13 protein-coding genes and 2 tRNA genes are annotated in these 17,004 nt (G+C 60.7%); 6 read left to right on the plus strand and 9 right to left on the minus strand.

What is annotated here, in order from left to right; translation table 11 throughout:
• Position 1: 1 nt before the first annotated feature.
• Both G5306_RS07285 and G5306_RS07290 read right to left on the minus strand, forming a co-directional pair.
• A tRNA-Met gene (locus G5306_RS07285) sits at positions 2-75 on the minus strand.
• A gap of 87 nt (positions 76-162) precedes the next feature.
• Positions 163-239: transfer RNA gene (locus tag G5306_RS07290), tRNA-Met, on the minus strand.
• A 196-nt stretch (positions 240-435) separates the two neighbouring features.
• Here G5306_RS07290 and glgX point away from each other — a divergent pair.
• Positions 436-2,499 (plus strand): glycogen debranching protein GlgX, encoded by a 2,064-nt coding sequence (glgX, locus tag G5306_RS07295; protein ID WP_151285686.1) that lies wholly within the window; start codon positions 436-438, stop codon positions 2,497-2,499.
• 67 nt (positions 2,500-2,566) lie between these two features.
• Here the strand turns inward: glgX and G5306_RS07300 are convergent, their stop codons facing one another.
• From G5306_RS07300 to G5306_RS07310, 3 genes are all read right to left on the minus strand, one after another.
• Entirely contained in the window at positions 2,567-3,286 is a 720-nt protein-coding gene (locus G5306_RS07300; protein WP_151285685.1) for a hypothetical protein, read from the minus strand.
• 168 nt (positions 3,287-3,454) lie between these two features.
• On the minus strand, positions 3,455-5,092 hold the full coding sequence (locus tag G5306_RS07305; protein WP_421209288.1) for an ATP-dependent endonuclease: 1,638 nt from the start codon (positions 5,090-5,092) through the stop codon (positions 3,455-3,457).
• A 262-nt stretch (positions 5,093-5,354) separates the two neighbouring features.
• A complete protein-coding gene (locus tag G5306_RS07310) occupies positions 5,355-6,233 on the minus strand; it encodes a helix-turn-helix domain-containing protein (protein WP_216978884.1) in 879 nt (292 codons plus the stop codon).
• A 168-nt stretch (positions 6,234-6,401) separates the two neighbouring features.
• On the opposite strand from G5306_RS07310, the gene G5306_RS07315 reads away from it, so the two are divergent.
• A complete protein-coding gene (locus G5306_RS07315; protein ID WP_167574347.1) occupies positions 6,402-7,319 on the plus strand; it encodes a DMT family transporter in 918 nt (305 codons plus the stop codon).
• Between the two features lie 69 nt (positions 7,320-7,388).
• A complete protein-coding gene (locus G5306_RS07320; RefSeq protein WP_103251180.1) occupies positions 7,389-8,255 on the plus strand; it encodes a LysR family transcriptional regulator in 867 nt (288 codons plus the stop codon).
• A gap of 76 nt (positions 8,256-8,331) precedes the next feature.
• Here the strand turns inward: G5306_RS07320 and G5306_RS07325 are convergent, their stop codons facing one another.
• From G5306_RS07325 to G5306_RS07340, 4 genes are all read right to left on the minus strand, one after another.
• Positions 8,332-9,108, minus strand: a complete 777-nt coding sequence (locus tag G5306_RS07325; protein ID WP_005333472.1) for a TSUP family transporter — start codon at positions 9,106-9,108, stop codon at positions 8,332-8,334.
• Positions 9,109-9,309: 201 nt separating this feature from the next.
• Positions 9,310-10,065, minus strand: coding sequence for a tRNA-uridine aminocarboxypropyltransferase (locus tag G5306_RS07330; RefSeq protein ID WP_216953485.1), 756 nt, complete (start codon positions 10,063-10,065; stop codon positions 9,310-9,312).
• A 174-nt stretch (positions 10,066-10,239) separates the two neighbouring features.
• Positions 10,240-11,451 (minus strand): ROK family protein, encoded by a 1,212-nt coding sequence (locus tag G5306_RS07335; protein ID WP_421312647.1) that lies wholly within the window; start codon positions 11,449-11,451, stop codon positions 10,240-10,242.
• A 130-nt stretch (positions 11,452-11,581) separates the two neighbouring features.
• The gene (locus G5306_RS07340; RefSeq protein WP_103251177.1) at positions 11,582-13,249 is read right to left on the minus strand and encodes a methyl-accepting chemotaxis protein; all 1,668 of its coding nucleotides are present in this window, start codon (positions 13,247-13,249) and stop codon (positions 11,582-11,584) included.
• Between the two features lie 123 nt (positions 13,250-13,372).
• Between G5306_RS07340 and G5306_RS07345 the strand changes: the two genes are divergently transcribed.
• The 3 genes from G5306_RS07345 to glpB all read left to right on the plus strand — a co-directional run bounded on the left by G5306_RS07345 (position 13,373) and on the right by glpB (position 16,999).
• Positions 13,373-13,828, plus strand: coding sequence for a YchJ family protein (locus tag G5306_RS07345; protein ID WP_421312648.1), 456 nt, complete (start codon positions 13,373-13,375; stop codon positions 13,826-13,828).
• Positions 13,829-14,070: 242 nt separating this feature from the next.
• The gene (gene glpA / locus G5306_RS07350) at positions 14,071-15,744 is read left to right on the plus strand and encodes an anaerobic glycerol-3-phosphate dehydrogenase subunit A (RefSeq protein WP_421312649.1); all 1,674 of its coding nucleotides are present in this window, start codon (positions 14,071-14,073) and stop codon (positions 15,742-15,744) included.
• Positions 15,734-16,999 (plus strand): glycerol-3-phosphate dehydrogenase subunit GlpB, encoded by a 1,266-nt coding sequence (gene glpB / locus G5306_RS07355; protein WP_421258405.1) that lies wholly within the window; start codon positions 15,734-15,736, stop codon positions 16,997-16,999. The genes glpA and glpB overlap by 11 nt, the downstream gene beginning before the upstream one ends.
• Positions 17,000-17,004 lie beyond the last annotated feature (5 nt).

Below are 17,004 nucleotides of genomic sequence, written 5' to 3' on the forward strand. Positions count from 1 at the left end.
GTTGCGGGGGCCGGATTTGAACCGACGACCTTCGGGTTATGAGCCCGACGAGCTACCGAGCTGCTCCACCCCGCGTCCGAATTGTCACCCTCAAGCCGAGCAGTAGCTTGATGGCGTTTGTCTGCTTTCGACTGTTTACACAATCGCAGGCTGACGAAAAGTTGGTTGCGGGGGCCGGATTTGAACCGACGACCTTCGGGTTATGAGCCCGACGAGCTACCGAGCTGCTCCACCCCGCGTCTGAGGTCGCCAATAATAGGCGCCAGCGCACAGATTGCAAGTAAATATCTCAAAAAAAGTTTATTCGTAGATTAATCAGACAGAGAGTGAGGACATTAGCAGCATCATGCTGTTTTTTCAGGCAATAGAGTCAAAGCCACATACCAGGCACTACACTCAGTGAGATGAACACTCCTCATTTTGGGTAGGTATGATATGCGCATCTCCGCCGGTCACTGCCGTCAGTTGGGGGCGACACCCGACAACCGCGGCGTCAACTTCGCCATCTGGGCCCGCTTGGCCAGCCGGGTAGAGCTGCTGCTTTTCTCCAGTGCCGAAGATGATAGTCCCGAGGTAATTCCCCTCTCCCCCCGTTTCAACCGAACTGCCTACTACTGGCATATCCATATTGAAGGACTCCCCATCGGGCAACGCTACGCCTACCGTATCCAGGGACCATGGCGTCCCTATTGTGGCACCCGCTTTGATGGTGACAAGGTTCTGCTCGATCCCTATGGGCGCAGTATTGAACTGGGCCCCAACTATGACCGATGGGCGGCTGCACGCCCCGGCAGCAATATGGCTTGCTGCGCCAAAAATCGGGTAGTCGATACCCGCCACTACAACTGGGAAGGAGACAAACTGCCTGCTCACTCTCTCTCCCGCTCGGTGATTTACGAACTCCATCTGGGGGGGTTTACCAACTCCCCGAGCTCCGGGGTTGATCCTGCATTGCGGGGCACCTATCTTGGATTGATTGAGAAGATCCCCTATCTGCAATCTCTCGGGGTCACCGCCGTTGAACTGCTGCCGGTGTTTCAGTTCGACCCTCAGGATGCTCCCAGGGGGCTATCCAACTACTGGGGATACAGCCCCATGTCCTTTTTCGCCCCCCATGCCCAGTACGCCTGTGGCGATGATCCGCTGACCGAATTTCGCGATATGGTCAAGGCGTTGCACAGGGCCAATATCGAGGTGATCCTGGATGTGGTCTACAACCACACCGCCGAGGGGGGAGATGATGGCCCCACCTTCTCGTTTCGCGGCATCGACAACGAGGCCTACTACATCCTCGACAACAACCAGAAGGACACTAACTACTCGGGCTGTGGCAACACCTTCAACGGCGCACACCCGGTGGTACTGCGGATGATCATGGACAGCCTGCACTTCTGGCGCCAGGAGATGCACGTCGATGGCTTCCGGTTTGATCTGGCTGCCATTTTGTCGCGGGATGAATCGGGCCAGCCACAGGCCAATGCCCCGACCCTGCGCACCATAGATACCGATCCCAAGATCGCCGATATCAAGCTGATCGCCGAGGCCTGGGATGCAGGGGGGCTCTATCAGGTGGGATCACTGGCCGGCGCCCGCTGGCGTGAGTGGAACGGCCAGTTCAGGGACGACGTACGCCGGTTTCTGCGCGGGGATGACAACAGCGTCACCGCCTTTGTCGAACGGTTGTGCGGTAGCCCCGATATCTATCACTATCACCATGCAGATCCCGAGAAGAGCATCAATTTCGTCACCTGCCACGACGGCTTTACCCTGTGGGACTGGGCCAGCTACAACAACAAGCATAACGAGGCCAATGGCGAGCAGAACCGTGATGGCTGTGATCACAACTTCAGCTGGAACCACGGCCATGAAGGGGTAACGGACGATCCCCAGATCAATGCCCTGCGCACGCGCCAAGCCAAGAACATGATGGTGGCAACCCTGTTATCGGTGGGATCCCCGATGCTGTTGATGGGGGATGAACTGCTGCGCACCCAGCACGGCAACAACAACGGTTACTGTCAGGACAACGCGACCTGCTGGATGGATTGGCAACCAACTCCCCGCAGCCAGGAGATGTTCCGCTTCATGAAGGAGCTGATCCAATATCGCAAACATCTGTTCCAGCGCCCGGAGCAGGAGAGCATGCCACTGTCGCTCACCGAAATCCTGCGGCACAGCGAGATCTGCTGGCACGGAGTCAATGCCATGCAGCCAGACTTCAGTCCCCACTCCCATGCCATCGCCATGTCGGCCCTGTCAAGCGAAACCCGACTGGCCCTTTACGTACTGTTTAACGCCTACTGGGAGCCCCTCACCTTCAACCTGCCCAGCCCGCCCAAGGGAGTTGGCGGCTACTGGCGGCGGATCCTCGATACCGCCCTCCCCTCACCGCAAGATATCTGCACTTTCGGCATGCCACTGGAAGGGTTGACCAGAGAGTATCTGGCCCAGCCACGCAGCAGTTGCCTGTTTATCTGCGGGGCCGATGACTTCTATTGATTCTCGAGAGTCAGATATGAAAAAGCCCCGGGCCTTGGCTCGGGGCTTGCTCTTTTCAGTACCAGTGTCAGATCAGCTGGTACAGCACGCTGGTAGCGGCGATCTGGGCGATAAGCAGGCCACACAGGGAAGTGGAAACCACCACAGGCGCGGTATCACGCTGCAAGTAGAGCGGGCTGAACCAGAGCAGCAGGGAAGCCACCAACAAGGCAGCCTGTGTCACCACCGCCGGGATCAGATCATCGAGATTGGCTTCAGCCCCTTGCCAGCCCACCAGCACGGCCAGCCAGATAAGGCTGGCCATGGCGCCCGCCAGCGCAGCCAGCGGCAGAAGAGTATTAAACGCCTTGAGGCGGTGACGGGCTCGCAACAGCATCAGGTGAGCAAAGGCCGCTCCCAGCATCACCATCTGCAATAAACCGCTCACCCAGCCCTGCAGCTGCAGCAGCCCGAAGCCATAAACAGCGAGTGGCAACGCCGGTAGCCAGAGCAGCGTTGAGGGGACTGCACGCTTGCCCTCCAGCCGTGACTGGGCCAGCGACAAGCCGACCCCGAGCACCAGTGCGGCACCACCACTCCAGATCAGCCAACTGGCCGCCTTGGCCTCTACCGCCAGCATCAAGGAGAGCGCGGTAATGACCCAGATGGAGAAGAGCTGCTGAGTGATGCGTGAGCGCTGGCCGGGGCAGATATCACCGCGCCATAACACGATACCGAGGGCAATGAGGGCACCAAGTGCCATCAAGCCGGTAAGGGGAAAGAGCCAAAGTGGGAGTTGGACGAACATGACGCCTCCAGCAGCAAGAATTCGGGAGCGCCACCGGGGCGCCAGAGAAGAGTGGGCGAGTATACCCAAACCTGCGGCTATCCCCAATCACGACAAACAGACCGGCAAAAAATGAGCAGATGCCCCGAAGGTCATGATGCAGCCGACAGGCCCATTATCACACCGACTTCACACCTGACCGCGAGCCAGTGCCACTACCCGCGCAAACATCTGACGCAGCACGGGAGGAATATGCTCGGCACCAAGCCGCTCGGCTTCTTCCACCACCGCCAGTGCCATCCCCGGCTTGCTGCGGTGATGAATCGCCTTATTGATGATATGACTGGCACTCCACATGGCTCGTCCGCCCACCCCTGCTTCCCGCCGGAACACGGCTTCAAAACCATTGTGATAGAGGTAATGTTCAATGTCAGAGGCTGGCAACTGAGTCAACCGATCCCGTTCCCGCTCCCCTTTGAGTTGGCCCCGGGCCGAAGCAGCATACTTGAGCCCCGCCTCGTCGCCATCGGTCAACAGGTGCCACTCGATACCAAAATCCCGCGCCACCTTGATCAGCGGTGACTGGCCGCACTGGGCAAACTCGATAATCCGCACCCCTTCGGCCCGCAAACTGTAACCACAGATCTGGGCCAGCTCGGAGAGCAGCCAGATCTCGGTCTCCCCCTCCACCAGCAGCCAGCAACGGGCAAACAGCGACATGGGGCGGTTGATCCGCACGTGGAAGGCGATCTTGCGCAGATCGTCGCTGCTGTAACGCTCGCCCCCCAGCTGGTGACAGAGGATATCCTGCTGACGGCGCACCAGTCGTCGCACCTGATTGAGCGGCAGGGAAGAGAGCAGATCTCCCGAGTTGGTGGTGAGCAGCTTCTGGCCCGGCAGTTGTTCCAGCAGCCCCCACGCCAGCGCCAGCATGGTCGGGTGCAGCCGGCTCTCAGGATCCTCTAGGATCATGATGGGACGGGCCCCCTCCTCCAGCTCGCGATTGCCTCGCGCCTGCAGCAGGGTCGCCGCCATCCCGGCCATCGCCAGTTGCAGGGTGCGGTTATCGGCATGGCGCAGCAGGGTGTGCAGGTTGCCAGGATTGCGCAACGTCATGGGACGATTGATGATGTCACGCTGGCTGCGCGGTTTGTTCTTGATGGGGGCCAGAGCGTTGAAATAGTGATCCATCAGCTGGCGCACTGCTTGCAGCGCCTCCTTCAACTCCGGCTCCCCGATGCGCTGGGGCTCATCGATCAGCTTGTCGGCCAGTTCACTGAGTCTGTGCTCCGAGAGATCTCCCCACTGCAGGGTTTCCACCCCGTTGCGGGCACTGCGAGCGTCCCGCAGCCGGAACACCGGGTTCATGGTGATGAGCATGCAGACCAGCTCGTGGGTATTGGCGATGGGCAAGCTCTTGCCTACCCCGTCGAGAAAGTCGTGAATGGTGAGCACAGAGCCATCCGCCTGCAGCTCGGCGCTGGCGCGATAGTGAATGCGGTGGAATTTGTCCTTGTGCAGCACCCAGGAGGGGCAAAGACGGGCCAGCCGACGGGAGTGCTGACACATCTGGGGTCTGTGCTCACTGAAGGTGAGCACCAGTTGCAGATGACGCGAAGGGGCCAGCTCGGGATCTTCCGGTTGGTGAAAATCATCGGCGGTGAACTGATAGGGCTCGGCATTTTGCCCCAGCAGACACCAGAGCGCGCGCAACAGGCTCGACTTGCCCCAGGTATTCTCGCCAATCAGCACTGTGGTGTGATCCAACCCGAGCGAAAGACGATTTATACCGCGAAAACCTTTTACTTCAATACGTTCCAGAAACATCCTGCAATGTCCACGTCACTCAGATTGAGCAATAGTGGCAAAGTTAACTGGAAAATCCTATCGGCAGCCGGGCTTTTTCAACGTGAACTGTGAGGCACTGCAGGTTCGGGAGGGGTGACGACAGCGGTGCGATCTTGCGGGGCATTCCAGTGGCTGAACCAAAGGTGACGGGTACGGATTTGACGTTTGCGATAATTCAATGGGAATTCCTTTCAATGGATAAGTGGTAGAGAGTACACCTCTTTTGCCCAAAGTCTCAGGCTTATCTGTGACGGGAAGATGACAATTGCGCCCGCCACTGCCCCGGCGTCAAACCAAACGCCTCGCGAAAACGATTGCCGAAATGGGCCTGCGAAGAGAAGCCACACTGACTGGCGATGCTGGCCAGCGGCTCGGGGCCAGTCAACAGCTGCTTGGCCCGTTTGAGCCGCAGCCCCAGCAGGTAACGGTGGGGCGGGCAGCCGAGACTCTGGCCGAACATGCGGGCAAAGTGATACTCGCTCAGCCCCGCCTGCTGGGCCAGCTCTGCCAGCGTGACCGAATCGGCCAGATGGGCCTGCAGATACTCCTGCACCCGCTTGATCACCACGGGCGCCAGCCCGCCGCGCAGAGGCGGCAGACCGGGAGCCTCCTCGGTGTGGTGGCGATAGGCGTGGAGGATCAACATCCAGGCGCCGTGGGAGAGTGCCAACCGATCGACCCCTTGCTGCCACTGAAGCTGCATCAACTGGCGCTGCACCAGCGAAGCCGCCTGCGGATCGTCGATAAAGGTCTTGTCCACCAGTTGCAGGTGGCGCCCCTCCTTGTCACACACCTCCTCGGCGATACGGGTGAGGTGAGCCGGGGTGAAGTAGAGATGAAAGAAGCGAAACTCTTCGCGCACCAGCCACTCGGATCTGTGGTGATCCGGCATGATGCACACCTTGCCGGTGCCGCCGTGGCCACCCGGCCCATCGAGTCGCTCGGTCTGCTCGCCTCCTTGCAGATAGACGCTCAGGGTGTGGTGGCCCGGCTTGTGATAGCGGGTCTGGTCATAGCAGTTGCGCCAACTGGCGACGCCAAGCCCGGGTTCGAGCCAGCAAGCGTCGTCCAGCCGGGCGCCGGTGCTGACCAGAGCATCAAATACCCCTGCTGTTTTCATTCGCCCCTGCCGCCTGTTCCGGTGTAAGTGTTATGTCGCTGCCACCCATCTTACCGACCGCGCCCGCAGATGACAGCGTAGGGCGATGAAAAACCGCAAGATGGTGCAATCCAGCCATCAGGGCTTGCCCCATAGTGGGTCATCTCTCCCTGACTCACCGGAACAGTGATGAACCTGATGCTCTATCTTGCCACCGTGCTTATCTGGGGCAGCACCTGGATTGCCATCGCCTGGCAACTTGGCCCCATCCCCATCGAGGTGTCGGTGCTCTACCGCTTCCTGCTGGCTGCGGTGGCACTGTTTGCCCTGCTCACCGCCAGCGGCCGCTTTCCGCGCCTGCCGTGGCATGGCCAGCGCTATGCGGCGCTGCTCGGTGCCCTGCTCTTTTCCACCAATTTTCTCTGTTTCTACCACGCCACCCGCTATATCCCGAGCGGCATGTCGGCGGTGATCTTTGCCAGTGCCAGCATCTTCAACGGCCTCAACCTCTGGCTGTTCGAGAACAAGCGCCCCACCCTGCGCTGGCTGCAAGGCTCCTTGCTGGGGCTCTTTGGCACCCTGCTGCTGTTCTGGCCGGTGCTGGCGGATGCGCAACTGGGTGCAAACGGCTGGAAGGGGCTGCTGCTCGCCTGCGGCGGCACCCTCTGCTTTTCGCTGGGCAATCTGGTCTCGGCACGGGGCCAACGCCATGGCTACCACGTACTGCAACTGGTGCCCTGGGGCATGGTTTACGGCGTGGTGCTGTTGCTGGGCTGGGTCATATTGCTAGGCCAACAGCTGGTGGTGCCGACCGATGGCCACTATCTGGTGGCCATGGTCTACCTCGCCCTGTTTGGCTCGGTGATCGCCTTTACCGCCTATCTGACGCTGGTGGGGCGCATCGGTGCCAGCAAGGCCTCCTACGCCACCGTGCTCTTTCCATTGGTGGCGCTTACCCTCTCCACCTTCTATGAAGGCTTTGTCTGGCAGCCGGTCTCGGTGGCCGGAGTGGTGATCAGCCTGATCGGCAATCTGGTGATCTTCGCGCCGCCCTTGAGCGAATGGCGCATTCGACCGGCCAAGGCAGCAAACGACCCTTGCTCCTGAGCCAGTCAGCCCCTAAGGTAGCGCTGATCAATCTGTGACGATCCTGATGGCGATAAACAAGGGGGCGAGATGTTACTGGAAGGGCTGGAGACGCTGAGCCTACTGGCAAGTGAAGGAACCATGGCCAAGGTGGCCAGTCGCCTCTATATCAGCCAGTCGGCGGTGAGCAAGCGGATTGCCCAGCTGGAGCAGCGCCTCGGCAAGAAGCTGATCGAGCCGGAGGGGCGCCAGATCCGCCTCACCCCGCAGGCCAAGGAGCTGCTTGAGCGAGTGGCCCCGAGTCTGGCCGAAATGAAAGGGGTGCTTGCCGATAGTCAGGATCTGGCGGATCAGAGTCCTCTCCCCATCGCCTGCTCCGAAACCCTGCTGGCGGGTTATCTCGCCCACTTCATGCGCGACTATCTGGAGCACGATCCCCACCTTGCCCTCTCTACCCACCACACGCCGGTCATTCTGGCGCGGGTGCGCAGCGGTGATGCCCTGCTCGGCATCTGCGCCGGTCGGCTCCCACCCGGCCATGGCCTCGGCGCCGATCTGCTACTGGAAGAGCCCTTTTATCTGGTTGGCGAGGCGCAGCAGAGCCTGCCGCCAGCCAGCGCAGAAAGCAGGCGCAAGATCCTCACCATGGATCTGGAGAACCCCTCCAACCGCTACCTGCGCGAACCGCTGGCAGATATGGGATTGGAGCCCACCATGGAGCTCGACTCCTATCTAGCGCTCATCGAACTCGCCAAGGCAGGCATTGGCCCTGTGCTGCTCCCCGCTGGCCTGCTGGGGCTGGTGGGAGAACAGGGGGAGATGGCGCGCCCACTGCCCGGGCTGGGCCGCCCCCTCCATCTGGTCTACCGACCAAACAGCCTAAAGCGCGAGCGCATTGCCCAGCTGGTGAGCACCCTGCACCAACACTTTAGCCACCGCAGCGACACGCCGAGCTAGCGCTGTAAAACACCAGATGTGACAACGGGGCCCTTGGGCCCCGTTAACAATTGCGATGCGGCAAGCAAGGCGCACATCAGATCCAGGCAAACAGCTCCGGATACTGGCTCCAGACCAGCTTGGCAGACATCAGCAGGGAGACGGTCACCAGCAGCGGCTTGATCAGCTTCACCCCTTTTTTCAGCACCATCTTGGAGCCGAAGCGGGCGCCGATAAACTGCCCCAGCGCCATGCAGAAGCCGACACTCCACACCACCTTGCCACCGAGCGCAAAGAACAGCAGGGAGGCGATATTCGAGGTGAAGTTGAGCAGCTTGGTATGGGCGGTGGCGCGCGCCATGCCAAAGCCCGCCAGCGCCACGAAACCGATGGCAAAAAACGAACCTGTGCCCGGCCCGAAGAAGCCGTCATAAAAGCCGACACCGCCCCCCACCAGCAGCGCAAACAGCATGGGAGTCAGACGGCGGGAGCTCTCGGCATCGCTTACCCGCGGCGAGAAGTAGAAGTAGCAGGCAAAGGCCATCAGCAGGAAAGGGAGCAGGCGCTCGAGAATGGCGGCGTCTATGGTCTGCACCGCCAGCGTGCCGATAGCCGCACCGATAAAAGTGCAGATCACCGCAGGCCAGATCATGGCCCACTCCAGCAGCCCCTTGCGGGCATAGAACCAGGTGGCGGAGAAGGAGCCAAAACTGCTCTGCAGCTTGTTGGTGCCGAGCACCAGCGCGGGCGGCATGCCGGTGGCGAGCAACGCTGGCACCGTCAGCAGACCGCCGCCACCGGCGATGGCATCGATAAAGCCGGCGACAAGCGCTACACCGAACAGGGCAAACAGGGTAACCAGTTCCAATTCCATCCATAGACCTCACGAGAGTGGGTTGCCCTAAGGGGTTGGGCAACCGGAGAACACCAAAACGACGTTGTGCGGGGAGCACAGGCTGTCCGCTATCCTAGCGGGCCACTGACCATGAATCTAACGAAACAGTGGCAGCCAATTGATTCCTGATTTTCATTAATTTGAGCGGCCACGCCCCTGCCCCAACCCTCAGAGGGCCCGTTACAGCGCGGGTGACGGGACTTCCGCTTCCTTGATGGCCGCCAGCGCCTCACATAGATGATCCTCATCGGCACCGGGGAAACGGCTGACCCGACCGGCCATGTAGCGTCTGCTGAACAGATTGAACCAGTGCTGCAATGCCTGCCCCGCCTTGAGCTCCCCCGCCACTTCCAGCACGCAGGCCGCCACTTCGGCGGTGCAGAGGTGCTCGTCGCAGTTGGCCACCCGCATCCCATAGGTCGAGAGCGCATCGGGCTTGATGGCCAGCACCGGAAATCCGTCGAGATAGGGGCTCTTGTTGAACATCTTGCGCGCCTCCGGCCAGGTGCCATCGAGCAGGATAAAGAGCGGTTTTTTACCCGGTGCCAGCGTCACCTCGCCGGTCAGGCGGGCAGGCTCCTTCTCGCAAGCGGGAAAGACCACATAGGGCTGCCAGGCTGGATCGGCCAGCAGGGCCAGCAGCTCGGGATGGGGCTGGGTACGTGACCAGAGAAACGCCCAGGTAGTGTCCGGCAACACATCGGCAATGAGGCGACCGGTGTTGGAGGGTTTCATCGGCTCACTGTCATACATCAGCAGGCAGAAACCTGCCTCTGCTTTGAGTTCGGGGCGCCACTCGCAGGCACACCAATCCTCGCGCAGCTGACAGGCCGGACAGCGGGCCAGAGTGCCGCCACGGGCAAGAAACGGTCGGGTAGAGATACTCTTGCGCCAGGCCCGCAGGCGGTTGACGGCGTGATCAGGAACAGGCTTCATCTAGGTTCACAACTGGAGTCAAAACAGGAACGGCAGCGGTGCCAACATGTCACGGCGCCACAGGGCGCGATAACAGGGGGACTGCCGGAAAAGCGCAAGATTGTACCGAGTTACGCGCTGGCGGAACAGCAATCCCTGCCCTTTTCGCCAGACACTGCGCCAACTCCTCTTGTCTTACGACTCCTGACAGCTGCGCAGCAGCTCCAGCAACAGGCTGCCATCGCGCAGCGCCTTGTGCACCTGCACCGAGGTGGGCTTGGTGGGATCTTCGTAGAAGTGGGTGGATTCAATCTGCAGCCGAACCAGATATTCGGCGGGCAACTGGCTGGCCAGCGACTGGTGCAGCATGGGGAACAGCAGCCGATCGGCACGGGTGATCTCGCCCCCCAGCAGCAGCTTGCCCGGATTAAGCAGGCAGATGAGATTGGAGAGTACCTTGGAGAGGCGGCCCGCCGCCTGATGGAGAATATCCTGACAGAGGCCGTTGCCCGCCAGCGCCAGCTCGCACAGCTCGCGGATGGTGACGCTCTCGGGCAAGTCGTGCTCCTGCATCCGTTCGCGCAGATCCCGGTATTGCGCCTCCAGCGCCTGATTGGTCACTAGGGTGCAGGCACAACCAAAGCCGCCGCAGTAGCAGCGCTGGCCATAGGGCTCGAGCTGCAGGTGGCTGAGATCCCCGAGCAGCGCATTCTCGCTCTCGATGAGCTGGCCATTGACCACCATGCCAACCCCGATGTCGTTGTGGACAAACACCAGCACCGCATCGGCGCAATTTTTGGCGGCCCCCCACTCCCGCTCTGCCTGGATCCAGGTGCGCACATCACCACTCACCAGCACAGGTACCGAGAACACCTCCTGCAAGGTCGGCCCAAGCGGCCAGTTGCGCAGATCATAGAAGGGGAAATGTTTGACCATGCCGGAGTGGCGCTCCACCTGACCCGGCAGGCAGAGGGCGATGCAGGCCAGACTGAGGGACTTTCTCGGCAAGAACCCCTGGATCGCATGTACTAAGCTGCCCAGCAGGTCGTTACGCTCAAGCTCGGTAAAGAGGTGGCGATGGCGGGCCAGGGAGCGGCCTGAAAAGTCGAACAGCGCCATATCCACGTAACCACGACCAAGACGCATGGAGAGAAACTGGAAGCGGCGCTCGTTGATGCGCAGCAGGGTCTGACGACGACCGCGCCCCACCGAACTTTCGCCACAGGTCACCACCAGACCACCATCGAGCAGTTCACGAGTGATCTTGGTGATGCTGGCAGGCGAGAGGCCGGTCAGGCGGGAGAGATCGGTGCGCGACAGCTCCTTGTGCTCCTCCAGACTGGCATAGACCAGGCCGTAGTTGAGCTGACGGATCAAATCGATACTGCCTTTCACGATCTCATTCATAGGGTATGGATTAAGGGCTGAAACTGGGGCCACCGATTTTCACACATTATTGCTCGATCCCCAAATAAAGCGCGGTCTGAACCGGGGTTCAGACCGCATTGTTGAGTGAATATCACCGAGATGGTCGGGCTCAATAACGGAACTGGGAGACCAGTTTGCGCAATTTGTCACCGGTATTGGCCAGATCGCGGGTGGTGCTATTGGACTCCATGGCTGCGTCGGTCAGCTCGCTGACTATCTGCTGAATGGCTACCAGGTTCTTGTTGATCTCCTCGGAGACCGCGTGCTGCTCTTCGGCAGCGGTAGCGATCTGAATATTCATGTCGTTGATGGTACTGACCGCCATCACCATGCTGTCGAGGGAGCTGGCAATATGGCTCGCCTCCTGCACTGTCTCCTGACTGCGATCCTCGCTCGCCTGCATCACATCCACCGCCTGCTTCACCCCCCCTTGCAAGCGCTGGAGCATCTCATTGATCTCCTTGGTGCTCTGCTGGGTACGACCGGCCAGCGAACGCACCTCGTCCGCCACCACCGCAAAACCGCGGCCCTGCTCGCCCGCCCGGGCAGCCTCGATCGCCGCATTCAGCGCCAACAGGTTGGTCTGTTCGGCAATGCCGCGAATAACCTCGACCACAGAACCAATCTTGGCGGTCTCTTGGGCCAACTGTGCGATGACGCCAGCCGCGGTATGCACCTCCCCCACCAGTCGGTTGATGCTGTTGATAGCCGTGCTGACCACACCACGAGCGGCGTCCGATTCACGGGCTGCATCACTGGTTGCCGTCGCCGCGTTGGAGGCACTGGCCGCCACCTCCTGGGCAGTGGAGCTCATCTCGGTCACCGCAGTCACCACCTGATCGGTTTCCCGGCTATGGCCATGCATCTGCTGGTCATAGTGCTCGCTCAGATGGTGCAGCTTGTCAACAGCGGTGAAGAGATGGTTACTGGTCTCGCCAACCTGACTCACCACCGACTGGATCCGCTCGACAAAGCGGTTGAAGGCGCTGGCCAGCTGGCCAATTTCATCGTCGCTCTGCACCTTGAGGCGCTGGGTGAGATCCCCGTCACCATTGGCAATATCGTTCAATGCCAGCACGGCATCAGCCAGCGGCTTGGTAACCCGATTCCCCACGATCACGGTCGCCGCCAGGGTGACACCCAGGATCAGCAAGATCACCAGCACACTGCTCTGCAGCGACTCGTGCATATTGCTTTCGCGCTCGGCGCGCAGGGCCGCCAGCTCGTTGTCGATGTCATCGATATAGAAACCGGTACCGATAACCCACTGGTATTTGTCGAGCGCAATGTTGTAGGCGAGCTTGGGAGCATCACGACCAATGGAAGGTTTGGCCGTCCAGTACTCGGCAAAGCCATCCCCCTGACGGGCCACCTTGATAATGTCCTGGATCAGCAACTTGCCCTTGGCATCCTTGTCGTTCCAGCGATTTTTTCCCTCCAGCTCGGCACGGGTAGGCAGCAATATAGTGTTGCCCTCAAAGTCATAGACAAAGAAATAGCCATCGCTGCCGTAACGCAACGGCCTGAGCAGCTCTTTGACCTTCTGACGATTTTCCGGAGAATCCGGCTGTGCATAAACGGCATCGACGGCGGTTTTGGCCATCATGATGTAACTGCTGAGCAGCGCTTTACGCTCCTTGATGGCATTCTCCCTCGCCACCACCAGCTCAGACTCTAGGTCGCTCTTGGAGACCATGTAGTTACTGAGATTGACCACCAGGGCCATCAGCAGCACGGGTACTGCACCCAATAACAGGATTTTCTGTTTTAGCGTCATCTTTCACATCCTTGCAGCTGTTTTTATTGGAATTCCTTGCTTACCCATCAGTATAGGTGCTGGCAGGGCGAGCCCAGCTTTCGTTACAATTCCCTTAAACAAATCGGCCAGAACGTGAAAATCATGAATCTTTGTCCTTGCGGCTCAACCCTTTCTCTCGAATTGTGCTGTGGCTTACGTCACAGTGGCGCGGTGGCTGACACCCCGGAGCAGCTGATGCGCTCGCGCTACAGTGCTTTTGTGCTTGGTCTGGGGGAGTATCTGGTCCATAGCTGGCACCCGGCCCACCTTGGCGGCCTCACCGCCAAAGAGCTCTCTCGCATCGACACCCGCTGGGACGGTCTCGAGATCATCGCCAGCCAGGGCGGCCCGGAGGATGAAACCGGGATGGTGGAGTTCAAAGCCTGGTTTCTGGAAGGGAATGAGCGTCACTGCCTCCATGAGCGCTCTCGCTTCGTGCGTTATCAGGGCCGCTGGGTCTACACCGAGGGAGAGCAGGATCCGGCGCCCCTCAAGGCGGGGCGCAACGATCCCTGCCCCTGTGGCAGCGGCAAAAAACACAAAAAGTGCTGCGGCTGACCCCTAACACACCCACCAGACTCGTCAAACAGTGACAAGGGGCATCCGATGCCCCTTTTTTGTGCCTGTTATTCGCCACCAGCCCACAAACCGATGCGATAACAAGCGTGACAAATGTCACATAATGCTCATTAACGCGCGAGCAAATGAGCGTTTGCGAGCGCAAATTTGGCCCATATCAAACATTTCCACTCAGAAGTAGGCCACACTGGCCTCATCTGGAAGAGATGAGACGGGCAACAATGAAAAGAATAACTACACAAGTCGTCATCATAGGCGGCGGTGCCACAGGGGCCGGCATCATGCGCGATTGCGCACTGCGCGGCATCGACTGCATCCTGCTCGAGCGCGATGATATCGCCGCCGGCACCACCGGCCGCAACCACGGCCTGCTCCATTCCGGTGCCCGCTACGCGGTGACGGATCAGGAGTCCGCCCGCGAATGCATCCAGGAAAACCGCATCCTCAAGCGGATTGCCAGCCACTGTGTCGAAGACACGGGCGGCCTCTTCCTCACCCTGCCGGAAGATGACATCAATTTCCAAACCACCTTTATGGATGCCTGCGCCCTGGCCGGTATCGAAACCCGCCAGCTCGATCCCGGTGAAGCCCTGCGCATGGAGCCCAACGCCAACCCGGCGATGATCGGCGCCATCCATGTGCCGGACGGCACGGTCGACCCGTTCCGCCTCGCCGCCGCCAACGTGTTGGACGCTAAAGAGCAAGGCGCGCGCATCTTCACCCACTGCAAGGTGCTGGGACTCTTGCGCACACAAGATAGGGTACACGGGGTCAAGGCGATCAACACCCGCACCGGCGAAGCGTTCGAGGTGGAGTGTCAGGAGGTGATCAACGCCGCCGGCATCTGGGGCCAGCAAATTTGCGAATACGCCGATCTCGGCATCCGCATGTTCCCTGCCAAGGGATCCCTGCTCATTATGGATTACCGCATCAACCAGCTGGTGCTCAACCGCGCCCGCAAACCGGCGGATGCGGACATTCTGGTGCCGGGCGATACCATCTCCCTCATCGGCACCACCTCCAGTCGCATCGATTACAACAAGATTGACCAGCTCACCGTCGAACCCGAAGAGGTGGAGGTGCTGCTGCGCGAGGGGATCAAGCTTGCCCCCATCATGGCCCGCACCCGCCTGCTGCGCGCCTACGCGGGCGTTCGCCCGCTGGTGGCGGTGGACGGTGACGACACCGGCCGCAACATCAGCCGCGGCATAGTGCTGCTGGATCACGCCGAGCGCGACGGTCTCAAGGGCTTTAACACCATCACCGGCGGCAAGCTGATGACCTACCGCCTGATGGCCGAATGGGCCACCGATCTGCTGGCCAAAAAGCTTGGCAACAGCAAGCCCTGCCGCACCGCCGAGCTCAATCTGCCCGGCTCGCGGGATCCGGAGAAGGTCTCCGCCCCGGGGCTCTCGGTGCCTGCCGAAGGGTCGGCCCAATACCGCCACGGCGAGCGGGTCATCGCCTTCTTCCGTGACAATCCGAAAGCGAACGCCCTCATCTGCGAGTGCGAAATGGTCACCGCGGGAGAGATCGAATACGCCCTGCGCGAGCTCGATGTGGACAACCTCATCGATCTGCGTCGTCGAACCCGCCTAGGCATGGGCCCCTGTCAGGGCGAGCTCTGCGCCTACCGCGCCGCCGGCCTGATGCAGGAGTACGGCAAGGCCGATGGCCGTCAGGCCTGCGTCATGCTGCGCCAGTTCCTTGAGGAGCGTTACAAGGGAACCCGCCCCGTTCTGTGGGGCGATGCCCTGCGCGAGGCCGAGTTCACCTACTGGATCTACGAAGGGCTGTTTGGCCTGGGGGAATGGACGGCGCCACAGCTGGTCGCCGATACCCCACGCGACCCAACCAGCGAGACCACTCACAAGGAGAGCCGTCATGAAGTTTGACAATATCGTTATCGGCGGTGGCATGGCGGGACTCTCGGCCGCCCTGCGGCTGGTAGAGGCGGGCCAGAAGACCCTGCTGATGGCCTCCGGCCAGAGTGCCCTGCACTTCTCCTCCGGCTCGGTCGATCTGCTCGAAAGCGAGGGAGATCCCCGCGCCGCCCTGCCCGCCTTTATGGCTGCCCATCCGGATCACCCCTACAGCAAAGTCGGAATGCAAAATATCGAGGCAAGTCTGGCCGATCTTCAGCGCCACTGCGCCGAACAGGGATTGCCGCTGGTTCGCCACGAGACCAATCACCAGCGTCTGACCCCCATCGGTACCCTCAAGCGCACCTGGCTCTCCCCCGATACCTGCGCCTGTGTCACCGATGCACCGATCCCGGACGTGCTACTGCTGGCCACCCTCGAGGGCTTTCGCGACTTTCATCCGGCACTGGCTGCCGCCAATCTGGCGACCCATCCGCGTTTTGCCCACTGCCGCATTCTGACCGGCGAAATCCGCCCGCCCCAGCTGGCGGAATTCAGCCGCAATCCCCACGAGTTTCGCTCAGCCGATATCGCGCGCCTGTGTGACAAGCACCATCTGGTGGCCGATCTGGCCCGCGAGATCAGCCGCATGGTGCAGGAGAGCGGTGTACCCGGTTGCCGCCATATCGTGCTGCCCGCCTGTCTTTCGCTGGGGCTGGTAGGCCCGCGTCTGACGGAGCTGGAGCAGCGTACCGGCTGCACCATCAAGGAGGTGGCCACCATGCCGCCATCACTGATCGGGATGCGGATGCAGGAGGCGCTCAAGCGCCGCTTTATGGCCCTTGGTGGCACCTTCCTCACCAGCGAGCGGGTGCTGGGCGCCCGTTACGACGGTGACCGGGTGGTCGGCGTACATACCCAGAATGGCGATGATCAGCTGTTTGAAGCGGACAACTTCGTGCTTGCCTCCGGCAGCTTCTTCAGCCGTGGGCTGGAATCCCGTCTGCGTGGCATTCGCGAACCCATCTTCGATGCCGATGTGTTGAGTCTGGAGGAACGTGATGCCTGGGCCGGTCGTCGGCTGTTCGACCACCACCCTTTCATGGGCTTCGGGGTCAAGACCGACGACAAACTCAGAGTGCTGCGTGGCGGCAAGCCGCTCACCAACCTCTATGGCGCGGGCAGTGTCTTGGCCCATTACGACCCAATTCGTGAAGGTTCCGGCTCCGGCGTTGCCGTTGCCACCGGCTGGCAGGCTGCCGGCCATATTCTGGGCGCGGCCCAATGATTACT

It is taken from the genome of Aeromonas sp. 603404 (assembly GCF_049171775.1).
In the GTDB taxonomy this organism is placed as follows: domain Bacteria; phylum Pseudomonadota; class Gammaproteobacteria; order Enterobacterales; family Aeromonadaceae; genus Aeromonas; species Aeromonas veronii_A.